Origin of the sequence: Microvirga brassicacearum (assembly GCF_008757455.1) — a bacterium.
In the GTDB taxonomy this organism is placed as follows: Bacteria; Pseudomonadota; Alphaproteobacteria; order Rhizobiales; family Beijerinckiaceae; genus Microvirga; species Microvirga brassicacearum.
This window is the reverse complement of record NZ_VCMV01000023.1, coordinates 16,479-37,377: the sequence shown is the minus strand read 5'-3', so window position 1 is coordinate 37,377 and position 20,899 is coordinate 16,479. Positions and strand designations below refer to the sequence as shown.

Annotated in this window: 18 protein-coding genes and 4 pseudogenes; 8 read left to right on the top strand and 14 right to left on the bottom strand. The window is 63.2% G+C overall.

Annotated features, from left to right (window positions below; genetic code table 11):
• Positions 1-912: pseudogene (locus tag FEZ63_RS24975) on the top strand (copper oxidase); the annotation flags it as partial.
• Positions 913-949: 37 nt separating this feature from the next.
• On the opposite strand, the gene FEZ63_RS14925 reads toward FEZ63_RS24975, so the two are convergent.
• Together FEZ63_RS14925 and FEZ63_RS14920 are read right to left on the bottom strand one after the other, a co-directional pair.
• On the bottom strand, positions 950-1,534 hold the full coding sequence (locus FEZ63_RS14925) for a nucleotidyltransferase family protein (RefSeq protein ID WP_162419753.1): 585 nt from the start codon (positions 1,532-1,534) through the stop codon (positions 950-952).
• Complete coding sequence (locus FEZ63_RS14920; protein ID WP_150945827.1) at positions 1,534-2,535, bottom strand: XdhC family protein; 1,002 nt, start codon at positions 2,533-2,535, stop codon at positions 1,534-1,536. The genes FEZ63_RS14925 and FEZ63_RS14920 overlap by 1 nt, the downstream gene beginning before the upstream one ends.
• A 472-nt stretch (positions 2,536-3,007) precedes the next feature.
• Between FEZ63_RS14920 and FEZ63_RS14915 the strand changes: the two genes are divergently transcribed.
• Both FEZ63_RS14915 and FEZ63_RS14910 read left to right on the top strand, forming a co-directional pair.
• Entirely contained in the window at positions 3,008-4,420 is a 1,413-nt protein-coding gene (locus FEZ63_RS14915; protein WP_150945825.1) for a DUF1254 domain-containing protein, read from the top strand.
• A gap of 10 nt (positions 4,421-4,430) precedes the next feature.
• Positions 4,431-5,465 carry a DUF1254 domain-containing protein gene (locus tag FEZ63_RS14910; RefSeq protein WP_150945823.1) on the top strand — a complete coding sequence of 345 codons (1,035 nt, stop codon included), beginning with the start codon at positions 4,431-4,433 and terminating at the stop codon, positions 5,463-5,465.
• Between the two features lie 363 nt (positions 5,466-5,828).
• Here FEZ63_RS14910 and FEZ63_RS25680 read toward each other — a convergent pair.
• Positions 5,829-6,012, bottom strand: a pseudogene (locus FEZ63_RS25680) (amidohydrolase); the annotation flags it as partial.
• A 269-nt stretch (positions 6,013-6,281) separates the two neighbouring features.
• On the opposite strand from FEZ63_RS25680, the pseudogene FEZ63_RS25675 reads away from it, so the two are divergent.
• From FEZ63_RS25675 to FEZ63_RS25670, 4 genes and pseudogenes are all read left to right on the top strand, one after another.
• A pseudogene (locus FEZ63_RS25675) lies at positions 6,282-6,443 on the top strand (SOS response-associated peptidase); the annotation flags it as partial.
• Positions 6,444-6,587: 144 nt separating this feature from the next.
• Positions 6,588-7,781, top strand: a complete 1,194-nt coding sequence (locus tag FEZ63_RS14895; RefSeq protein WP_150945820.1) for an MFS transporter — start codon at positions 6,588-6,590, stop codon at positions 7,779-7,781.
• 192 nt (positions 7,782-7,973) lie between these two features.
• Positions 7,974-8,219 (top strand): annotated as a pseudogene (locus tag FEZ63_RS14890) (DUF2267 domain-containing protein); the annotation flags it as partial.
• 44 nt (positions 8,220-8,263) lie between these two features.
• Positions 8,264-8,413 (top strand): hypothetical protein, encoded by a 150-nt coding sequence (locus FEZ63_RS25670; RefSeq protein WP_338042219.1) that lies wholly within the window; start codon positions 8,264-8,266, stop codon positions 8,411-8,413.
• A 67-nt stretch (positions 8,414-8,480) separates the two neighbouring features.
• Here the strand turns inward: FEZ63_RS25670 and FEZ63_RS24970 are convergent, their stop codons facing one another.
• The 3 genes from FEZ63_RS24970 to FEZ63_RS14870 form a co-directional block, all read right to left on the bottom strand.
• Positions 8,481-8,987 carry a TniB family NTP-binding protein gene (locus FEZ63_RS24970; RefSeq protein ID WP_275552351.1) on the bottom strand — a complete coding sequence of 169 codons (507 nt, stop codon included), beginning with the start codon at positions 8,985-8,987 and terminating at the stop codon, positions 8,481-8,483.
• Between the two features lie 626 nt (positions 8,988-9,613).
• Positions 9,614-10,873 (bottom strand): class I SAM-dependent RNA methyltransferase, encoded by a 1,260-nt coding sequence (locus FEZ63_RS14875; RefSeq protein ID WP_150945814.1) that lies wholly within the window; start codon positions 10,871-10,873, stop codon positions 9,614-9,616.
• On the bottom strand, positions 10,866-11,594 hold the full coding sequence (locus FEZ63_RS14870) for a TlyA family RNA methyltransferase (RefSeq protein WP_150945812.1): 729 nt from the start codon (positions 11,592-11,594) through the stop codon (positions 10,866-10,868). Before FEZ63_RS14870 ends, FEZ63_RS14875 begins: the two co-directional genes overlap by 8 nt.
• An 87-nt stretch (positions 11,595-11,681) precedes the next feature.
• On the opposite strand from FEZ63_RS14870, the gene FEZ63_RS14865 reads away from it, so the two are divergent.
• Positions 11,682-12,395, top strand: coding sequence for a superoxide dismutase (locus FEZ63_RS14865; protein WP_150945810.1), 714 nt, complete (start codon positions 11,682-11,684; stop codon positions 12,393-12,395).
• 4 nt (positions 12,396-12,399) lie between these two features.
• Here FEZ63_RS14865 and dxs read toward each other — a convergent pair whose 3' ends face one another.
• The 8 genes from dxs to ygfZ form a co-directional block, all read right to left on the bottom strand.
• Positions 12,400-14,307 carry a 1-deoxy-D-xylulose-5-phosphate synthase gene (gene dxs, locus FEZ63_RS14860; protein WP_162419751.1) on the bottom strand — a complete coding sequence of 636 codons (1,908 nt, stop codon included), beginning with the start codon at positions 14,305-14,307 and terminating at the stop codon, positions 12,400-12,402.
• A 100-nt stretch (positions 14,308-14,407) separates the two neighbouring features.
• Positions 14,408-14,656, bottom strand: a complete 249-nt coding sequence (locus tag FEZ63_RS14855) for an exodeoxyribonuclease VII small subunit (protein ID WP_150945806.1) — start codon at positions 14,654-14,656, stop codon at positions 14,408-14,410.
• A 36-nt stretch (positions 14,657-14,692) separates the two neighbouring features.
• Complete coding sequence (locus tag FEZ63_RS14850; protein WP_150945804.1) at positions 14,693-17,365, bottom strand: DUF2339 domain-containing protein; 2,673 nt, start codon at positions 17,363-17,365, stop codon at positions 14,693-14,695.
• 51 nt (positions 17,366-17,416) lie between these two features.
• A complete protein-coding gene (locus FEZ63_RS14845) occupies positions 17,417-17,935 on the bottom strand; it encodes a tyrosine phosphatase family protein (RefSeq protein ID WP_150945802.1) in 519 nt (172 codons plus the stop codon).
• 57 nt (positions 17,936-17,992) lie between these two features.
• Entirely contained in the window at positions 17,993-18,592 is a 600-nt protein-coding gene (locus FEZ63_RS14840; protein WP_150945800.1) for an HD domain-containing protein, read from the bottom strand.
• Positions 18,592-19,200 (bottom strand): DNA-3-methyladenine glycosylase I, encoded by a 609-nt coding sequence (locus FEZ63_RS14835; protein WP_150945840.1) that lies wholly within the window; start codon positions 19,198-19,200, stop codon positions 18,592-18,594. Before FEZ63_RS14835 ends, FEZ63_RS14840 begins: the two co-directional genes overlap by 1 nt.
• A gap of 53 nt (positions 19,201-19,253) precedes the next feature.
• Positions 19,254-19,895 carry an FMN-binding negative transcriptional regulator gene (locus tag FEZ63_RS14830; protein ID WP_150945798.1) on the bottom strand — a complete coding sequence of 214 codons (642 nt, stop codon included), beginning with the start codon at positions 19,893-19,895 and terminating at the stop codon, positions 19,254-19,256.
• Between the two features lie 104 nt (positions 19,896-19,999).
• A complete protein-coding gene (gene ygfZ, locus FEZ63_RS14825) occupies positions 20,000-20,878 on the bottom strand; it encodes a CAF17-like 4Fe-4S cluster assembly/insertion protein YgfZ (protein ID WP_150945794.1) in 879 nt (292 codons plus the stop codon).
• Between the last annotated feature and the right edge of the window lie 21 nt (positions 20,879-20,899).

Below are 20,899 nucleotides of genomic sequence, written 5' to 3'. Positions count from 1 at the left end.
GTGGTCGCCTATTCGGGGAAGGGCCGGGATGGGCGGGCAGTATTCGCAACGGAATTGGCACGGTTCCCGGTCTTCACCAGCGAGGCGCGCGCGGGCATCAGCGTGGCGGCGACACAGATCGATGGCTCGACTTCCGACAACATCATCGTCGGGTCTGGCCCCGGGGCGAAGAGTGAGGTCAGAGTTTACAGTGCGTCCCTGCCTACGTCGGTCGGAACCGCTCCGGCGCTCTTCTCGACATTCGTGCCGTATGCCGGCGATACGTCCGGCGTCAGTCTTGCGACTGGATTCGTCGATTTTTCAACCGGCCGCAACAGCATTGTCACCGCCCCCGGAGCGGGGAGCCCCGCCGAGGTCAAGGTCTTCGCCTTCTCTCTTCTGAAGCCCATTCCCGGCGCCGCGCACGGTGCCGCGCATGGCCGGATGCATGGTGGCGAACCCAGCCAGCCGGAGAACACCGCCGCGTTTTCACCGTTCGGCCCGGAGTATCGCGGTGGTGTTTCGCTAACGACCGGTTGGCTTGCGGGAGCGCTCGGCGGCGCCAAGCGAATCGTGGTCAGCCAACTCGCCGACAAGGGAACGGTAAAGGTCTTTTCCAGCGGGTCTGCGCTCGATGGCGGGCCGTCGATGTATCTGCACAGCCCTGCGCAGCATGGCCAAGGCGCCGTGTTTCGGGAGATCGCCAGCTTCGCTCCTTTCGGCGGGCCTGCAGGCACGCGCGTGGCCACGACGAGCACGACAAGAGGCTCAGAGCTCTTGGTCAGTGGCGCCTCCGCTCAAGGCACGGACACGAAACTTCTCAAGTACGATCTTGTGCGGCCAAATGCGAAGGCCACGCGTTTGGAAGCAGTGCTTCTGCGAGAGGTGGTCTCAATGGGCGGGGCCCCCGCCTTGGTGCTCGGCGGGAACTAGGCAGCGCTGAGAAGCCTGCTGCTCGCTGACGCAGATCTCAGGTGGTAAAGTCCTGGCGTGTGTCAAAGTCCGCCAGGCATTCGTCAGGAACGGGCAAGATACGCGCGGCGCGTAGCAACGCACGGGCGCCCATATCGCCTTCAAGCGACATCAACGACTGAAAATGGGCGCGGGCGAAGATCGCGGGCGGACCGGCGACACACGCGTGAACACCCGCGGTTGCCACGATTCCAGCTGCGTCGGCTTTCCCGATCATTCGGACGAGGCTTTTGACAACGGACGCGGGGACGAAGGGCATGTCGGCAAGACATATGACGATTGCTTCCGGCCCTGTCCTGGCCGCCGTCCTGACGCCGATAGAGAGCGAGGACGCTTGGCCGCGTTCGGGATTTGCATTCCTGGCGATCTCAAACCCGCGCTCAATGAAGAGATCCGCCAGTCGAAGATCGTCCTCAGCACAAACGGCGATGCGTCGACTGAAGGGAAGATCAGCAAGCGTCTGCGCAATATGCATCGCCAGCGGCTTCCCGCCGAAACTCGCGAGCAATTTGTTGGATGCCCCGTAGCGCCGGGACAATCCGGCAGCGAGCACCACGACCGACGTTGATCGCAGCGTGGCCACTATCCGTCGAGCCTCAATCGCGCGTCAGCGATCTCTGCGAGCACGGAAATGGCGAGGTCCGCAGCGGTGCGGGTGGGGCCGAACAGGCCGATGGGACCGCGGATGCTCTGGATGTCCGCCTCGCCGAGTCCGGCGTTCCTGAGCTCCGATATCCTTCGAGCATGCGTTCTTTTGCTCCCCAGCATTCCGATATAGAAGGGCTTTAGGGTCGTAATGGCCCTTAACAACTCGGTTTCCTGAAGCACGTCATGCGTGAGAAAGGCCACTGCGGTAAAAGGATCGATGGAAAGGTCAGTGAAGTTAGATCGATCTGAGAAGGCTGGGCTCCCCTCTAGGACAGCGATTCTGTTCGCCTCTCCCCGGAAAGGCAGGAGTTGCGTCGTGGGAATACCAGCAGCGACTGCCAGGCGAGTGAGCGTTGCAGCTTCGTGACCGTCTCCGTTCAACAACAGTCTCGTCGGAGGATGGAAGTGCCGGATGAAGCGACCTTCTCGTGTTCCACTTCGTGCCCCAATCACTGAACCCGCAATCTTCAGTGGCTCTGGTGCATCCGGAGAGAGCACGATCGAGAATGGCTCGCGTGACCGAAGTTTCCGTCTTACCTCTCGGACGACATCAAGGTCCGGCTGGACATGGACGTGGAGATCAATCCCACCTCCGCACGGCAGTCTCACATCCAAGAAGGGCGAGCCTGCGCCGAACCGTAGGTTCTCGTCGCGACCTCTGGCCAGGCACCTCAACGAAACGCTTGCGACGGCACTCTCGACGCATCCGCCCGAGACCTGCCCACAATAGCGGCCGTCGGCCAGCACGGCCATCTGCGTCCCCACTGCTCTCGGAGCCCCGCCGAGAATGCCGGTGATCGTCAGCAGCGCTCCTGCAACACCCTCGCGGGCGCCTGAATCGATTAGAGCGAACGCCGCGTCCGGGTCATCCGGGTCTGCTTCCGTGGGAAGAACGCACTGAGTGCCAGTCGTGGCAATGTCATCCGTCAAAATCATATAGTCCCCATCCCGGTTGACGGGAACCGTCCTGAACCTGACGGGTTCACTGAAGGCATCGCGTCAGAGCAAAAGAATAGGGCAAATGAGGGTTCTGTCGCAAATTCAACTTGGAGACAGAATGCCGGCGGAAGTCCCGCGTGACCTCATGCGGCCAGCATGACCGTCTGCCGAAACCTCGCGCAGGCCTTGGATGACGGATGCCGTAGCTGACCATCTGAGGTCCAGCCATAATCATCCGCCTCGACGCAGAGGGCCGTGAACGGTCGGTCCGCTCTCGATTGCTGAAACCGCAAAGGCCGACATTGAGCTGTGACGGCGTACTCCGGACTTCCAGCGGGAGTCAGCAGGTCATCAGCAATGCGAGCGTCGCGGGATCCATTGTTGAAATACAAGATACCGTTAAGCCCTTTTCGGTACAGCAAAGCTGTGCGAGAGATCGCTTGGGGCAGAGTCAGGTACGAGGTGGCGGATGAATTTTTCAGCAATCTTGGCCGTTTGGCGTCTCGCACTGGTCGCTACAACCCTCACGGTGGCTGGCAACGCAAGCGCTCAATCGCTGGCCCCTGAGACGGCCCAGGCGATTGCCAAGGAGGCCTACATCTACGGCTTTCCGATCGTCGATAGCTACCGGGTTCAATATTCCTACTTCGTCGACAAGGTAGGCGCTGAATACAAGGCTCCGTGGAACACGCTGAGCAACACTGCGCGCGTCTACACGCCGGCCGACAAGTCGATCCAGACGCCTAATTCCGACACCCCCTACTCCTTCCTTGGTGCCGATCTCCGGGCCGAGCCACTCGTCCTGACCGTTCCGGCCGTCGAGAATGAGCGTTACTATTCGCTCCAGTTCATCGACATGTACACCTTCAATTTCGATTACGTGGGGAGCCGAGCGACCGGCAATGAGGCGGGCCGTTTCCTGCTTGCCGGACCGAACTGGAAGGGCGAGACGCCAACCGGCATCAAGGCCGTGATCCGCTCGGAGACAGAGTTTGCCTTCGTGCTCTATCGGACGCAGCTTTTCGATGCCGCGGATATGGATAAGGTCGAGGCGATCCAGGCCGGCTACAAGGTCGAGCCGCTTTCGGCATTCCTCGGACAGCCGGCACCGCCCGCACCTCCTCCCGTCGACTTCATCAAACCTCTCACACCGGATGCAGAAAAGACGTCGCCGGAGTTCTTCAATGTGCTGGACTTCGCGCTGCAATTCGCGCCGATCAATTCTGCCGAGACTGAGGCCAGGGCTCGCTTTGCCAAACTTGGCATCGACGGCAGGGGTACCTTTGACGCTAAGAACCTTTCTCCAGAGCTGGCCAAGGCAGTTGGGGCCGGCATGGCCGACGCCTGGGCGACCTTCAAGAACTACAAGGAGACGGAGGTCGATACAGGGAAGCAATCCAGCGCGGACGGGTTCGGTACCCGTCAGTTTCTGAACGGCAACTATCTCGCCCGTATGTCCGGCGCGGTGCTGGGCATCTATGGCAATTCGAAGGATGAGGCGCTTTATCCGGCCTATTTCGTCGATGCCGCGATGAAGCCCTTGACTGGAGCTGACAGCTACACGCTGCGCTTCGGTCCAGAACAGCTTCCGCCCGTCAACGCCTTCTGGTCGTTAACTCTCTATGAGCTGCCGTCGAGCTTGCTCTCTGCCAATTCGCTCGACCGCTATCTCATCAACTCGGCGATGCTAGACAGCCTGAAGCGCGACCCGGACGGGAGCATCACCTTATATGTGCAGCACGGGACACCCGGCCCCGAGAAGGAAACCAACTGGTTGCCTGCTCCTTCAGGACCGTTCTTCGCCGTCATGAGGCTCTACTGGCCCAAAGAGACCGCTCTCGACGGCAGATGGAAAGCCCCGCTCATGACTTCGGAAAAGTAAGGAAACGTCTATGAGTCCCAGACATTTCGTGATTTCGCTTACGGCCTCGATGCTTCTTTGTGGCGCGGCCTACGCGCAGTCGAGCGACACCGTTCCGGTGAGTGTCGATAACTTTCCCCGCGCCGAAAGCGACCTCTACTTCGCCGGCATCGTGAAGGACGGGGGTATCGGTGCCTTCTTCCATCACCGCGAACCGGCCCCGATCGACAACCAAGCCGTCATCCGTCTCAACCGTGACACACTCTATTCCGCGGCGGTTTTCGATCTCGATGCCGGGCCGGTGACGGTCACGCTGCCGGATGCAGGCAAGCGGTTCATGTCGATGCAGATTATCGACGAGGACCAGTATACGCCCGAAGTGATCTATGAGCCGGGCACCCATACCCTGTCCAAGGAGAAGATCGGCACCCGTTATGTGGTGGCCGCCGTTCGGACCCTGGTGGATCCGAACGACCCAGAGGATCTCGATGCGGTTCATGCGCTGCAAGATGCGATCGAAGTCGATCAGCCGGGTGGCCCGGGAAAGTTCGAGGTGCCGAGGTGGGATGCCGCGAGCCAGAAAATTGTTCGCGACGCGCTGGTGGCGCTCAGTTCGACGCTCCCCGATACATCGGGAATGTTCGGTCCCAAGGACGAGGTTGACCCTGTCCGACGCCTGATAGGCTCGGCTTCGGCCTGGGGCGGCAATCCTGAAAAAGACGCGCTCTATCTGAACGTCTTTCCAACCAAGAACGACGGCAAGACAATCTACCGGCTCGACGTCAAGGATGTGCCTGTACAAGGCTTCTGGTCGGTCAGCGTCTATGACGCCAAGGGCTACTATGAGCCAAATCTCCAGAATGCCTACACGCTCAACGACATCACGGCCAAAAAGGGCTCGGATGGCTCCGTCGCGATCCAGTTCGGGGGCTGCGATGGCAAGGTCGAGAACTGCCTGCCGATTACCGATGGATGGAACTACATGGTCCGGCTGTATCGGCCCAAGGCAGCGGTTCTCAATGGCGAATGGAAGTTTCCCGAAGCCGAGATAGCGACAATGCCCTAGTCTGCCAGAAGCGGTGTAAACCGCCGCTGGGCGCTTAGCGACGCTGGTGCGAGTAAAGCCAGACCTCCACGCCTCCGGTCGGAGTGGCCATTGGCCCACGCTAAGACCGATATCTCTCAATCCCCGGGCGTCCGCTTTGAGGCGTTACGCTGACCTTTTCTGACGACCGCAATGCGGCGCAAAGCGGACATAACCGCGGCGTGCCTACAATGTCTGTTTCGGCACATTTCCGAAGTACGATCCTCGTCGGCTTCGGCTTACTGTCGATAAGCAGACGTTCACTGCGAGCGAAGGTCAAACTCTGACCCGTTGCAGCCCTTAAGGCGATATCTCGTGAGGTCCGATGCGTCGGCCCTGTGGCGATCAGACTGGCAGCAAACGTTGTCGGATGATGGCGGCATGGAAGCGAGCGCCCGTAGAGCAGCCCATCATCGTTGAAGTCATAGGCTGGGTTGGGCAACGGCGCGGAAAGCTCGCCGTCGTCGACGAAAGCGAAGCAGCCAGGCACATGCTCCAGGAAGCGGGCGAAGTCCTCCGAGCCCGTCAATCCACCAATCGTCTTCGCAAGCGTTAGCGCTCAACCGTATGCGCCGAGCCCGTCCAACTAGCGCTCGATGCCAGTGGTGATGGCACTTATCCGGACAAATATACCTTGGCTTGGCTGATTGACGAGAGCGAGCTGACGCGCACCGGCAAGGCGGACGGCCCTACCTTGTAAGGTGCCGTCCATGCGGCGTCCGACAAAACCCAATCGTTCAACGGCGCCACGAGCCCGCCCTGTGATATTGACAAGACATCTCCACATCTCCGGACGGCGTGCGCAACACCAAGAGCCCGTACTGGCGGGGGTGGCTGAAGCCGGAATTTCGCTGCCTGGTGCCATTCACGTCGTTCTGCCGGTACGCGGACACCACGCCGCGAAAAACGCCCACATGGTTCGCGCTGTCGGAGGAACGGCCGCTCGCTGCCTTCGCCGGAAAGCTTGGGCGGAACCGATTCGGCCAAAGGAGCAACCTGGGCAATTCGCATCCGCGAACCTCCTCCGCATCTCGGCGAGCCGGTTGGCGTTAACCGGCAGGCGGAAGTGGCGGTTCGAGGCTCGTGACCCCGCTCAGAGGGCATATGTCTCACAAAGCAGCACTCGATTGGTTGAACTTCCTCCTCGCGGACGTGAGGGGTGGGCTGGGACCCTATGTGAGCGTGTTTCTCCTTACGGTGGCACATTGGGACCAGGCGACAATCGGACTCGTCCTGACCGTGAGCGGCATGATCGGCATCGCCGCACATACACCCATCGGAGCCCTGATCGACGCAACGCCGGCGAAGCGCGGCCTCATCATCACGGGGGTGATCGCCCTCTCTGCTTCTGCGCTTGCCATCGCGGGCGCGCCCATCCTGCCTGTGGTGCTCGCAGCAGACATCGTCATGGCGGTGCTCGGGGCTGTTCTGGCACCAACCGTGGCGGCGATCACGCTGGGGCTGGTGGGTCTGCAGAAATTCGCCGCGCGACTGGGGCGGAACGCGGCGTTCGATCGAACCGGAAACCTCTTCGTCGCGGCGCTCGCTGCGGCCGTCGGGACGATGTTCGGACAGCGAGCGGTCTTTTACCTCGTTCCGTTCTTTGCGTTCTGGACGGTGCTGGTCGTGCTCTCCATCCCCGGCTCCGCCATCGATCACGGACAAGCGCGGGGATGGGCGCCGCCGCACATGCCGACCGCGCCGGCATCCAGCGCATGGCGGACGCTGCTGACATGCAGGCCGCTTCTGATCCTGGCCGTCGTCGCAGGGCTTTTCCACTTTGCCAATGCGGCGATGCTGCCGCTCGTCAGCCAGAAACTCGCGCTCGCTCATCCGGGTCGCGAGGCGGCCCTGACCTCGGCCGCCATCATCGTCGCGCAATTGGTGATGGTTCCCGTCTCGCTCCTCGTCGCACGCGCCAACACGATCGGACGCAAACCCCTCCTGACTTTTGCGATCGGAGCCCTGGTGCTGCGCGGAATCCTGTTCACGCTGTCCGAGAATGCGGTGTGGCTGATTGCCGTTCAGGTGCTCGATGGTGTCGGGATCGGCCTCTTCGATGCGCTGCTGCCCCTTCTGGTGGCGGATATCATGCACGGGACGGGCCGGTACAATGTCGCCCGCGGATTGGTCGGCACCATCCAGGGGATCGGCGGATCGCTCAGCCAGGCGGCGGGCGGATTTGCCGTCGTATGGTTTGGCTACGACGCAGCTTTCCTGATCCTCGCCGGCATTGCCCTCATGCCGCTGATCCTCGCGCTGGCTGCGATGCCAGAAACCCGGCCAATCCAGGTCTGACGGGCCGAACCTCTATGCGAAAGTGGGCAACAATTACCAATGGGATGACATCTCGCAGTCCAATTGGTCCCCCAAAAACCGTCAACGCTCACTGGTCGCCATGAGACTGCGACGCGAGTAAGGATCTTTTGGGGAACAGCTAGCATGGCCGCGAGTGACTCGGCGAGGATCGTCCGTAGCGAGGATCTCCGCATGAGCACATCCGGTCTCGACGTTGTCGATAAGACGCTTCAGGCGACGAATCTTTGGCTCAAGGAAATCTCGGACGAGCTCGGTCCCGATCGCAAAGTGGCTTGGAAGGTACTCTCTGTGGTGCTGCACAAACTCCGTGATAGAATCCCGGTCGAGCTTTCAACGCATCTTGGCGCGGAGCTGCCGCTTCTGGTGCGCGGCGTTTATTATGATCAGTTCGAGCCGGCAAAGCAGCCGCGTCGCGGCCACTCCCGAGAACCGTCAAGAAATACAAAGCCCTAGGCGCCGACGTGGTGGTCCAGTCGGGCGCCGGCGCGAAGGCGGCGGTGCCGGATGCCGAATATGAGGCGGCAGCGCCGTCTCGCGCCAAACACGACGGGACGCTGTCAGGGATGCCGATATCGTCCTCAAGGTACGTTGGCCGGCGAGACCGAGCTTGAGGGCTACAAGCCCGGCGCGATGGTCATCGACATCATGGATCCTTTTTCGATGCAGGACGCACCGCGATCATTCGCCCGTACCGCAGACTTGCGGATCAACTAACAGCATGAGGTTGCCGAGATGGCGGTCTGACGCAAGATAGATTCGACGCGCCTTGTCGGTGTCACCCAGGCACGACCAATCATCGAATGGAAGTTCGGCATCGAGTTGGGCAAGGAACAGCCGAAACGCCCGCCGGCGATCAGAGTCTTGCCAATCGAAGGACGCGCGGCTGAACCGGTAAGGACAGATGCGAGCGAACTGTTTGTTGATCTCCAGCACAGAGGCAGAATGGGGTAGTCCGGTCAGGACCAGAGGGATGTTAGTGCGCTTGCTCTGTTGCTTCAGCCAATCGCCGACTTTGTTCAGCGTTCGCTCTCCGCTCGCCTCCACGACGTGATGGAACTCGTCGATCAAGATGACTTCTACCTTCTGCAGGCGAAGTTGGACCCGCGCTCGTCCATGAGACCATCGACGAGCGGGTCTCGGCTGGCCACCGTTCCGTTCGATTGCCCTTGTCCTCCTGCCGGTCAACGAGATGGCGGAGTTTATTGCGCTGTCCCGCGCCGTTGCGCCACCGACAAATCGAGGCGTAGGAGGGAGCTCGATCGCCGATCTTACGAGCGAGTTCGGCCGTAGCTTCTTTGACAAGTGGCTTGCTGACGACGGCGATGCCCAACCGTTCCAATCCCGAAGATAATACAGGCGACGCTTGGCTTGGGCCTTTCCGTCCTCCGGCAACTCCGCGAAATCGGCCTCGGCGCGGGAGCCGCCCGGCGCGCGATCAGGTTGCGACTCGATCCACAGCCGTCCGTCAGCGAGCGCTTCCGCGAGGTCAGCATCGTGGAATCGCAGACCAGTATTTCGCCTTAATTCGCGACATTAACTTTATACTCTGAAATACAATGCGTAAGCTCCGGAATATTTGAGTTCCACGCTGCTTTGTCCCGCAAGATCTGCTGACGCGGACGGACGCGGTTCGATCAGCTGGCCATCGCGGACTTAATCCGCGATATCGATGTCATCTGGTCTCATTTTATGGGACAATACCAGTCTTAATCTTGGCTCAATAGCTACAGTCACAGCGCTGTCTGAGTCAGCAGCAGCATAGCGAGGGTTTACACCCGGCTAGTCTCACCTTATGCGTCTACAGTCACACCTTATGTGTTACGCGACAGCTTCTTCACCACGTCCCGGCGCAGAATGCCGACGATTTCCACATGCGGCGAAAAACTGAACTGGTCCACCGGATAGACGCGCTCCAGCTTGAAACCTCCACTCTGCAGGATCGCCGTATCGCGGGCGAACGTGCCCGCGTCGCACGAGACGCTGACGACCAGCGGCACCTTCGAGGCGACAAGCTGCTGCGCCTGTGCTTCCGCGCCGGCGCGCGGCGGATCCATCACGACTGCGTCGAACGTATTCAGTTCCGGGGTCAGCAGGGGCCGACGGAACAGGTCGCGCACCTCCGTCGTCACGGCACGCAGGTTGGGCGTCGCACGGGCAGCGCGCTCCAGCGCCGCCACGGCGGCCTTGTCGGTTTCCACCGCGTGAACGGCGATCCGCTCCGCCAGCCGGAGCGCAAAGGGCCCGCACCCGGAAAACAGGTCCGCCACGCGCTTCCCCGACTTGCACGCATCGAGCACGATCGACGCAAGGCTTTCCTCGCCGAGGCGCGTCGCCTGCAGGAAGGAGCCGGCCGGCAGCACCACGGACGAGCGCGCGATGGTGAGAGCCGGCGGTCGGCGCTCGACCAGAACTTCGCCGTGGATCGACAACCGTGCCAGATCGAGATCAGCCGCAAGAGCGATCATGCGCTGGCGGTCCTTCGCGTTCAGCGGCCCATGGCCGCGCACGTCGACATCGAGGCCGGTCTCGACCGCCGTGACCTGCACGTCGAGCGGCTTGCGGCCAGCACCCAATTGCCTGCCGATGGCGCGGGCAACGAGAGGCGCCTGCCGTTGCAGGGCCGGAACGGCGATCGGGCAATGGTCGATATCGACCACGTGATGGCTGCGAGCCGCCATGTAGCCCACATGCATTTCGCGATCGGGGAACCGCACATGCAGGGTCAGGCGGCGGCGGCCCTCGCCATGCGCATCGATCATCGGCTCGAGCGGCACGTCGAGACGCGCCTGGTGCAGCGTGTGCGCCAAGGTTCCCTGCTTCCAGGCGCGATAGAAATCGTGCCGCATGTGCTGCGTGGCGCAGCCGCCGCATTCGCCGAAATAGGGGCAGAACGGAACTGCACGCTCGGGCGATGGGACATCGACGCTGACAAGATGCGCGCGCGCGCCCTCTCGTTCGATGGTCACAGTCTCGCCGGGGAGCGCGAAGGGCACGAAGAGCGGACCGGATGCAGTCTCGGCGATCCCGTCCGCCTTCGCGCCGAGGCGAGTGATCGTCACTTGTTCAGCCAAGGCGCGCTCCCAACAAAAATTCACGATTGCCGTCGCCGCCCTCGATGGGGGACGGTACCAGGCCCAGTGGGGCTAATCCCAGCGAGGCAATGAACTTCGTCATATCGTCGCAAACGGCGCGATGCACGGCCTCATCGCGCACGATACCCTTTTTCACGCGGTCGCGTCCCGCCTCGAATTGCGGCTTGACCAAGACCGCCAGCGCCGCGCCGGACTTCAGCAGCCCCGTTGCGGCGGGAAGGACGAGTTTGAGCGAGATGAAGCTCACATCCGCCACGAGAAGATCGATCGGCTGCGGGATCAGCGCCGCGTCGAGTTTTCGCGCGTCCGTGCTCTCGAGGCTGGTTACCCGCGGATCTGCGGCGATTTTGGGGTGAAGCTGGCTGTGCCCCACATCGACCGCATAGACGTGAGCCGCGCCACGCAGGAGCAGAACCTCCGTGAAGCCGCCGGTCGAGGCGCCGAGATCGACGCAGATGCAGCCTTCGGGACTAATGCCGAAAGCATCGAGAGCCGCCGCGAGCTTCACGCCGCCACGCGACACATATGGATGGGGGTGCTCGGCGGAGATCACCGCGTCCTCCCCGATCATCTCGGAGGCTTTTCGCACCACGGTGCCGTTCACGATCACCAGCCCGGCCGCAATCGCTTCCTGCGCGCGGGCCCGGCTCGTAAAAAGCCCGCGCTCGACCAATGTCACGTCGGCTCGCTTGTGGTTCACGTCCTTCACAATCCCTCAGAGCCGGAACAAAGTAGTCGAAGTGGGCATCTCCTCTCTGCCGCCAGCCCGGGAAAGGAAAGCATTCAGATGATAAGCCGCCGCATGATCTTGTCGGGAACCGTCGCCCTCGCTGCCAGCGCTGCCATCCCGCGCGCCTTCGCGCAAGCCCCCGCCGGCCCTTTCAAGCTCGATCCCTTGCCCTACCCGAACAGCAAGAATGAACCGCATATCGACGCCATGACGATGGAGCTGCATCACGACAAGCACCACGCGGCCTATGTCCGAAATCTCAACGAAGCGCTCGCGCAGCACGACGACCTGTCCAAAATGGCGCTTCCGGACCTGCTGGAAAACCTGTCGAAGGTGCCGGCCCCGATTCGCACAGCGATCCAAGACAATGGCGGCGGCCATGCCAACCACACCATGTTCTGGCAGATCATGGGAGGAGCGGGCGGGCAGCCGACGGGTGAGCTTCAAGCGGCGATCGATCGCGATCTCGGCGGCTTCGAGACATTCCGGCGCGATTTCGACATAGCGGGCGAAAAGCAGTTTGGATCGGGCTGGGTCTTCGTCACCGTGGACCGTGCCGGCAAACTCGGCATCGTGGCGACGCCCAACCAGGACACGCCGCTCATGGAGGGTAAGCGCGTTCTCATGGGCAACGATGTGTGGGAGCACGCCTATTATCTCAAATATCAGAACCGCCGGCCCGAATATCTGAAAGCGTGGTGGAACGTGCTCGACTGGAACCGGATCGGCGAACGCTATGCGGCGGCGAAGGCCGGCAGGCTGACGGTCTGATACCTCAGGCGCGGGCCTGATGCGGCGTTTCATGGCCAAGCGCCTCGAACACCTTGGCGACGATCCCTGCCGCATCGAGTCCGGCTTTGGCGTAAAGGCGCTCGGGCTTGTCGTGGTCGAGATAAACGTCCGGCAGAACCATTGAACGCACTTTCACGGTGCCGCGATCGAGCACCCCTTTTTCCGCCAGAAGATTCAGCACGTAGGAGCCGAAACCGCCCACCGAGCCTTCCTCGACCGTGATCAGCACTTCGTGGTCACGCGCCAGCCGGAGGATCAGCTCTTCGTCGAGGGGCTTTGCAAACCGCGCATCCGCCACGGTGGTCGAGAGGCCGCGCGCCTCGAGATCTTCGGCCGCTTTCAGGGCCTCCGACATGCGCGTGCCGAGCGTCAGGATGGCGATGCGGTTTCCCTGGCGCACGATGCGGCCCTTGCCGATCGGCAACGGCACGCCGTGCTCCGGCATGTCCACGCCGATGCCTTCGCCACGCGGATAGCGGAACGCGATCGGCCCGTCGTCATAAGCTGCCGCGGTCGCCACCATATGCACCAGCTCGGCCTCGTCGGCGGCGGCCATCACCACCATGTTGGGCAGGCAGCCGAGATAGGCCACGTCGAACGAGCCCGCATGGGTCGCCCCATCCGCACCGACCAGCCCGGCGCGGTCGAGCGCAAAGCGGACGGGCAGGTTCTGCAGCGCCACATCGTGGACCAGCTGGTCATAGCCCCGCTGCAGGAATGTCGAATAGATGGCGCAAAACGGCTTGTAGCCCTCCGTCGCCATGCCGGCTGCGAAGGTGACCGCATGCTGTTCGGCAATGCCCACGTCGAAGGTCCGCGCCGGAAATTCCTTGCTGAAGATGTCGATGCCGGTGCCGGTGGGCATGGCGGCCGTGATCCCGACGATCCTGTCGTCCTTCGCGGCTTCCCTGATGAGGCTCTCGCCGAACACTTTCGTGTAGGACGGCGCATTCGCCTTGGCCTTGGCCTGCGCCCCGGTCACCACATCGAAGCTCACGACGCCATGGTATTTGTCCGGGGCCTCCTCGGCGGGTGCGTAGCCCTTGCCCTTCTTGGTCACCACGTGAACCAGGATCGGGCCCGTGCCGGAATCGCGCACGTTCTTCAGGATCGGCAACAGGTGGTCGAGGTTGTGGCCGTCGATAGGTCCGACGTAGTAGAAGCCGAGTTCCTCGAACATCGTGCCGCCGGTCCAGAATGCGCGGGCATATTCCTCGGCGCGCGCCGCCTTCTCGTAGAAAAACTTCGGCAGCTTCTTGGCCAACTGCTTGGCGGTCTCGCGCAAGCCGCGATAAGTGCCGCCCGAGACGAGGCGCGCCAGATAAGACGACATGGCGCCGGTCGGCGGCGCAATCGACATGTCGTTGTCGTTGAGAATGACGATCAGCCGCGAGTGCATCGCGCCCGCGTTGTTCATGGCTTCATAGGCCATGCCGGCCGACATGGCGCCGTCGCCGATGACCGCCACGACGTTGTTCTTACGCCCGTCGAGATCTCGCGCCACCGCCATGCCGAGGCCGGCTGAGATCGAGGTCGAGGAATGCGCCGCACCGAAGGGGTCGTACTCGCTCTCCGAGCGTTTAGTGAAGCCTGACAGCCCGCCGCCCTGGCGCAAGGTCCGGATGCGGTCGCGCCGCCCCGTCAGAATCTTGTGCGGATAGGCCTGATGACCGACATCCCAGATCAGGCGATCCCGGGGCGTATCGAACACGTAATGGAGCGCCACCGTCAGCTCGACCACCCCAAGCCCTGCGCCCAGATGTCCTCCGGTCACGGACACCGCTGAAATAGTCTCGGTGCGCAATTCGTCGGCAACCTGTCGCAGCTGGTTTTCCGACAAGGCCCGGAGATCTTCCGGGGTGACGATGGTGTCGAGAAGGGGCGTGGACAAATCGTACTCTCGCTCAGACCCTCGAAACGGGCCAATCAATGGAAATAGGGTGGGAAAAGGACCGGGTCAAACCGCAAGCTCGGCCGTTTTCTCAGCGAATCTAGGTTTCCACATCCAGCGGCGACACGCTGGCGGCTTTTCCATCCGGGCCGAGGTTGATCTTTTCGATGCGGGCTTCGGCCTTCTTCAGGAGCGCCTCGCAATGCTTCTTCAGGGCTTCGCCGCGCTCGTAGATGGCAATCGAATCTTCCAGAGGCACATCGCCGCGCTCCAACCGCCGCACGATATCCTCGAGTTCGGCCAGGGCCTTCTCGAAGGGGAGCTCGGTGAGGGGGGATTGGTCGGTCATGCTGGTCCGTTCACTGGTTTTGAATCCGCCGCAGCCCTAGCCGGAGGCGGCTGGGCGGCCGGGTCGTTGCGTGAGGAGCCTCTGATAAACGAGGCCGATGCCGATGAGAACCAGCCCGAGGCCGATAAACGACAGGGCCCGCATCACGCCTTCCAGATTGGCCAGATCGACGATGAATACCTTCAGAACGGCGAGCACAAGATAGACCGCCGAGGCCAGGCGGGCAAAGCGAATATCGCGAAGCAAGCCGATGCCCAAAAGCGCGATGCCGATGACCAGCAACGCCAGCGAATAGCTCCATTGCTCGCCCTGCGTGACGCCGCGCCAGAAGCCGAGTTCCGGGCCCTGAAACACGCGCCTGATCTGAAGGCAAACATAAGCGAGCTGGAGGGCGAGGGCGAGAATGGCGGAGGTCCAGGAATAGAAGGGCGGCTTGTTGCCGCGCTCGGCCAGCGCCAGCAGGATCGCGATCAGCGACGGCAGCAGGTAGGCCGGAATCAGGGCGTTGAAGACGACGCTGCCCTGGAGAGGCTGGCCGGTGAAGAGGGGATTCTGGCCGATCAACAGACCGCCGATGCAGATCGCAAGCGACAGGCCTTTAAGGATCAGCGAACCCCAGCGATAGACCAGATCCGGTTTTCGCAGGTCCAGCCGGGTCAGCAATACGCCGAACGCCAGGGTCTCGGTTGCGATGAGGCCGGCCTCGACGAGACCGAAATCGACCGCCAGCGGGTCGCCCGCGTGCAGCGCGTGGCGGATCTCAAAGAAGATCAGGAACGTGGCGAAAACAAAGCTCAGGCTTTCGGTGAGCTGGACGATCCGGTCGCGGCCGCTTCGCTCGAGCCAGCGGCTGGCGAGGAAAAACGACACGGCCGGAATGCCGTAGCCCCAAAGCAGCCAGTTGACGAGAATCGGGCCGGGATTGCCCTCGACGATGGTGGGGCTCCAGATCAACCGCCCGAGCACGATGAGCCCGAGGGCGCCGACCGCGTAGCGCAGGGCCGGAATCGTGAGGCGTTCGGAGATCCAGGCGGTGGCGAGCGCCGTCAACGCGAAGGCGACCGTCAGCATGCCTCGGTCGAGCACGAAAGTGAGGCCGAGGGCGAGCGCTCCCAGAGCCGCGGCGGCAACCGCGCCGAGGCCGAGACGGATGGTCTCGCCGGCCTCATCGCCGCGCTGGCGAAGGCGCGTCGCGGCGAACACGAAGGCGAGGGCGAGAAGGCCTGCCGCGAGGGCGAACGAGAGATCGCGTTCAAGTCCAGCGATGCGCCAATAGGCGGCGACCAGTGCGAGCAGGGGCGTCACGGCCGCGGTTCCCGCATACCATGCGGCGATCGGCAGCCGCAGCTGCCCGGCCAAGGTCAGCCGAAGCAGGGATGCGGCGGAGACGAGGGGAACGAGGACACAGGCGAAAATCAGATAAGCCGCGAGCGCATCCGGGCGCACGGCGAAGATATCGCCGCTCATATAGAAGATATTCTCCGGATTTCCCGCGACGTCACGGGCAATGGGCCAGACCAGAAGCGTGCCGATCACTGTGAACGCCGCAATGGCGGCGGCTGGTGCTGCCGCAGCAAACCGGAAGCCCGTCGCGAGCAGCACGAGCGCGACGATCCCGGCAAAAATCGGCCGCGCGGAGCCGGCCTCCACGGCGCTCGCCGTCAGCACGCTCCCAAGCGAGAACAGCAGCAGCACGAGGCTCGCCGGCCAGTCGATGCGGGCCTCGCCGTCCGCGGTGGAGCGATAGGGATCGGCCACAAGAAACAGCGCCGCGAAGGCGGTCTGGAGGGCGAGGTGCACCATGAGGGGGAGCACCGTGCGCTCGTCCGCCAGCGCGATTAGCGGCGACCACAGGAGCGCGCCGCCCGCTGCCGCCAGCGCAAGCCAACGCCAGCGGCGAAAGCGCGCGACGCCGTACGCCGCCAGCACCACGAACGGCAGATAGATCACCAGCGCCCAGGGCTGCGGCTCCTGGGACGAGACCAGAAGCGGTGACCCCATGGCACCGACCAGGCCGAGACCCGCCAGGGCAGGGCCGTGGAGGATCGCTGCCGCCATCGTTAACACCGCCACTGCGCCGAGCAGCACGAAGGCCGCTGCCGGGCTGATAAGGCCGTAGAGCGCATAGGCGGCATAGATCGACGCAAAGGCCGTGCAGGTTCCAGCCGCGGTCAGGACACTCGGTACGTTGGCCGACGGGAACCCCGGGAGCGAAATGTCGCGCTCGCGCCGGCGCAGCCACTCTCCGGCGCCGATGAGACCGGCGGCAAACAGTAGACCGATCATCACGCGGACGCCTGGCGCAAGCAGGTTCTGCTCGATCGAATAGCGCACCAGGAAAATGCCGCCCAGCGCCAGCGCGATGCCGCCGACCCAGACCGCCCATCGGGAGCCCAGCCGGTCCTCAAGACCGGAATCCTTTCGCGGCGCGGCGGCGATGGGCGGAACAGTCGGCGTTGTCCGGGGCTGTTCGGGCGGTAGACTTTCGACAACCGGAGGAGTCACGGCAGCAGCGGGAGGCAGCGACTCGCCTGCAATTGGCTGTTCGATCGCCCCACGGCTCCGCCGCAATTCGTTTTCGAGCGCCTCCAGCCGCAGGCGCAAGGCCGCCGCCGAGCGGCGAGCGCCGAGCGCCAGAAACAAGGCGGTCACGGCGCAGACAGGAATTGTCAACACGAGGAGGATCGCCAATAGCGTCAGTTCATCCAAGGCGTGCCCCCCGGCGCGTCAGAACAACGGAACGGGCATCCTCGAGATGGATCAGGCCCTGCCAAGGGTTAACATGAACGGCGTTCCTTCCATAGCCTCCGCCCCTCGGCCGATGCCTTCGATCGCCGCCACCATGCGGCCGCGCCGCCCGAGCACATCGTCCGCCAGCGCCACGAACCTGGCATTCGGTGTCGCGGTGGGCGAGGCGAGACGCAGCGCATGGGCGATCTCAGCCTCATCCCGGTCGGGGGCGAGGGTGCAGGCCGAAATATAGGCCGCCGCCGTGGAGCGGCTGATCCCGGCCCAGCAATGGAAGACGAGAGGACTCTGCCGATCCCAGGCGCGCACGAACGAGAGGAGCGTCTGGACGTGCTCCTCGGCAGGGAGAATGTGCCCTTCCAGCGGCTCGATGATGTCGCTGACGGTGAGGAAGAGGTGTCGGTCCGCCAGGATGGAGGCCGGGCGTTCGACAAGCGAGCCGGTGCTGATCAGCGTCACCATGTGGCTGGCGCGGGTTTGCGCCACCGTATCGTGCAGGCGGGCGAGGGAACAAACGTGGAGGGTAGGCATGGTACTTGTCTCTTCGGAATTTTCTGACGGCCAGGATAGCACGCTCCCATGGCTGCATCAGGGAGGCGCGACTGTAAGCGCAGCGACGCGTTGACGGTACATGTGCTGCGCGTGCGAAACCGCCCACGGCTCGAGCAGGGGCTGGACCTGTCGTGGAAGCGGCACCGGACGGCCGAAAATCTTCATCGCCTCCTCCCGTCCGAAACCGGCGAGCCGCGTCGCCTCGAGAAAAGCTGCCTGCCGGTCGGCGCGCTTGATGAAGCGCTTGAGCACCGCGGCCGGCAGCGCCGGCAGCCCGAAATGCAGGTGGATCGCCGCAAGCAGCCGCTCCTCGATCACCTTGTAGACATCCCCGATCACCGCCTTGAAGGGCGAGATGATGTCGCCGATCACATATTCGGGCGCATCGTGCAGCAGCACCGCAAGCCGCCACTCGCGGGACATGGCCGGATCGAGGTGCTCGGCGATGGCTTCCACCAGCAGGCTATGCTGTGCCACGGAGAAGATGTGCGGCCCGACCGTCTGGCCATTCCAGCGCGCCACCCGCGCCAGGCCGTGGGCGATATCGTCGAGTTCCACGTCCAGCGGCGAGGGGTTGAGCAGGTCGAGCCGGCGTCCCGAAAGCATGCGCTGCCAGACGCGCGGCTCCTTCGCCATCAGAGCGTCTCGGCGATCGCCGCGCATTCCGCATGACGGAAGCACCCGGTCAGATGATCGTTGACCATGCCGACCGCCTGCATGAACGCGTAAACGATGGTCGGACCGACGAAGTTGAACCCTTCAGCCTTGAGCGCCTTGGAAATGCGGCGCGAGATTTCGGTCTCGGGCCGCACATCGGCGCGGCTTTTCAGGTTGTTCTGGACGGGCCGTCCATCGACGTGGTCCCACAGATATTCCGAGAAGCCGCGGCGTTCCTGGATGGCGAGCCAGGCCCGGGCGCCGGCGATGGTGGCGATGATTTTCGACCGGTTGCGGACGATCCCCGGATCGAGCATCAGGGCTTCGACCTGCGCATCGTCGAAGCGCGCGATGATGGCCGGATCAAAGCCCGCGAAGGCCTGCCGGAAATTCTCGCGCTTGCGCAGGATCGTGATCCACGACAGCCCGGCCTGAAAGCCGTCGAGAATCAGCTTTTCGAACAGGGCGCGGTCATCGAATTCGGGCACGCCCCATTCGGTGTCGTGATAGGCGACATAGAACGGGTCCGTTCCCGGCCACCAGCAGCGGGTCTTGTTGTCGGGGTGAAGGATCAGGCCATCGGTCATGGCCATGGTGTAGCCGGATCGGCCGCACACGGAAAGGCGGTGAGAGGGAAAAGCTAGGCCTTTGCGCCGAGCGTCTCCACAAGTTCGGCCATCCGCTGCGAGGCGTCGTCGGCAGCCTCGCGCAGACCCTCGCTGACGCCGCGTCGATCCGCCTCCGGCCGGTTCTGGCTCGCCTTCCATTTGCCTTCGATTCGGCTGATCGGGATCTCGATGCCGACGATGCCCTTCAGCTGCGCCGCCACGAAGGCATCCGGCGCGTCCTCGACCGCCCAAGGTTCCGAGCGGCTTGCCTCATGATGGGACGTCAACTCGCGGATCTGCGCCAGCACCCAATCCGGGTCGTCTCTGACGGTCATGGGTCCATAGGCCTGGACGATGGCATAGTTCCAGGTCGGCACGACCTTGCCGGTCTGGCGCTTCGTCTCGTACCAGGAGGGCGTGATGTAGGTCTCGACGCCCTGGAAAATCACCAAGGCGTCGCAACCCGCATCAAAATCCTGCCATTGCGGGTTGGCGCGCGACAGGTGAGCGCGCAAGGTCCCGTTGGGCGAGGCGTCCGGATAGAGCGAGAACGGGATCGGATTGGCCGTCAGTCCCTTGCTTCCCATCGTCACGAGCAGGCCGAGCGAATGCGCGCGGATCAGCGCGTGCTGGATATCGAGGCGGTCTTCACGGAAATGCGGCGGCTGATACATGGCGGTTCCATCGGCGTTTGAGGGTTCGACCCTAACGGAATCCCACGCCCTCGTACCAATGAGAATTGGTCACAGGCCGCATCAATCGCGGCGATGGATCGATTCTAGCCCGCGGTCACCGGCTCGCCCGGAAAGGCAAACGTTGCGAAGCCGGGCTTCTCCAGCGTGATCGGTATGCCGCCAGCGCGGATCGTCTGTCCGGCCGCGAGGGCATCTGCCGCCCGGTCCAGGCGGATCATGACCAATCCGCGCCCGTTCGCGCCCGTGCCGGTCCGGCCGAGCGTCTTTTCGCCCGCCATCACCTCGACGCCGATATCGGCCGCGAAACCGCCCTCGTAAACCGCCGGCACGATTCGCGTGCGCGCGATGCCGCGATGTTCCATGCGGGACACGACTTCCTGGCCGACATAGCAGCCCTTGTCGAAATCGACCCCGTGGAGTTGATCCATCAGCGCTTCGTGCGGGAACGCATCGCCAAACAGGAAGTCGCGGCCGCCCTCAGGCACCCCGAGCGAGATCCGGCGCCCGTGGTACTCCTGCGCCGTTCCGGTTGCGAGATCCGGCGCGTCGTCCAGCGCCACGATGGCCCGCCAGCCCAGATCCGGGAGGCGGGGATCGGCACTGACGAGGCCGGAATCATCCGCAGGCCTCGGCGCGTCCCATCCGGCGATCACCGCGAGGCTGCCCGAGAGATCCTCGATCGCGACCTTGGCGCGCAGCTTGTAGAAACCGAGGCGCTTGGCGAGATCGGCCGCATGCACCGTCAGGACATCGAGACAGTATCCACCGCCCATATCGGCCGGCGCCTCGAACACGACGAAATCGAACAGGATCTTGCCCTGCGGTGTCAGCAGCGCGCCCAATCGGGCCGCCTCCGGCGTCACCTTGTCGAGATCGCAGGTAAGGAGGCCATCGAGAAAAGTCTTGGCGTCGTCGCCGGAGACCCTTACCACGCCACGATCGACCAAATGCACTGAAGGCATATCCCGCTCCGGTTACGCGTT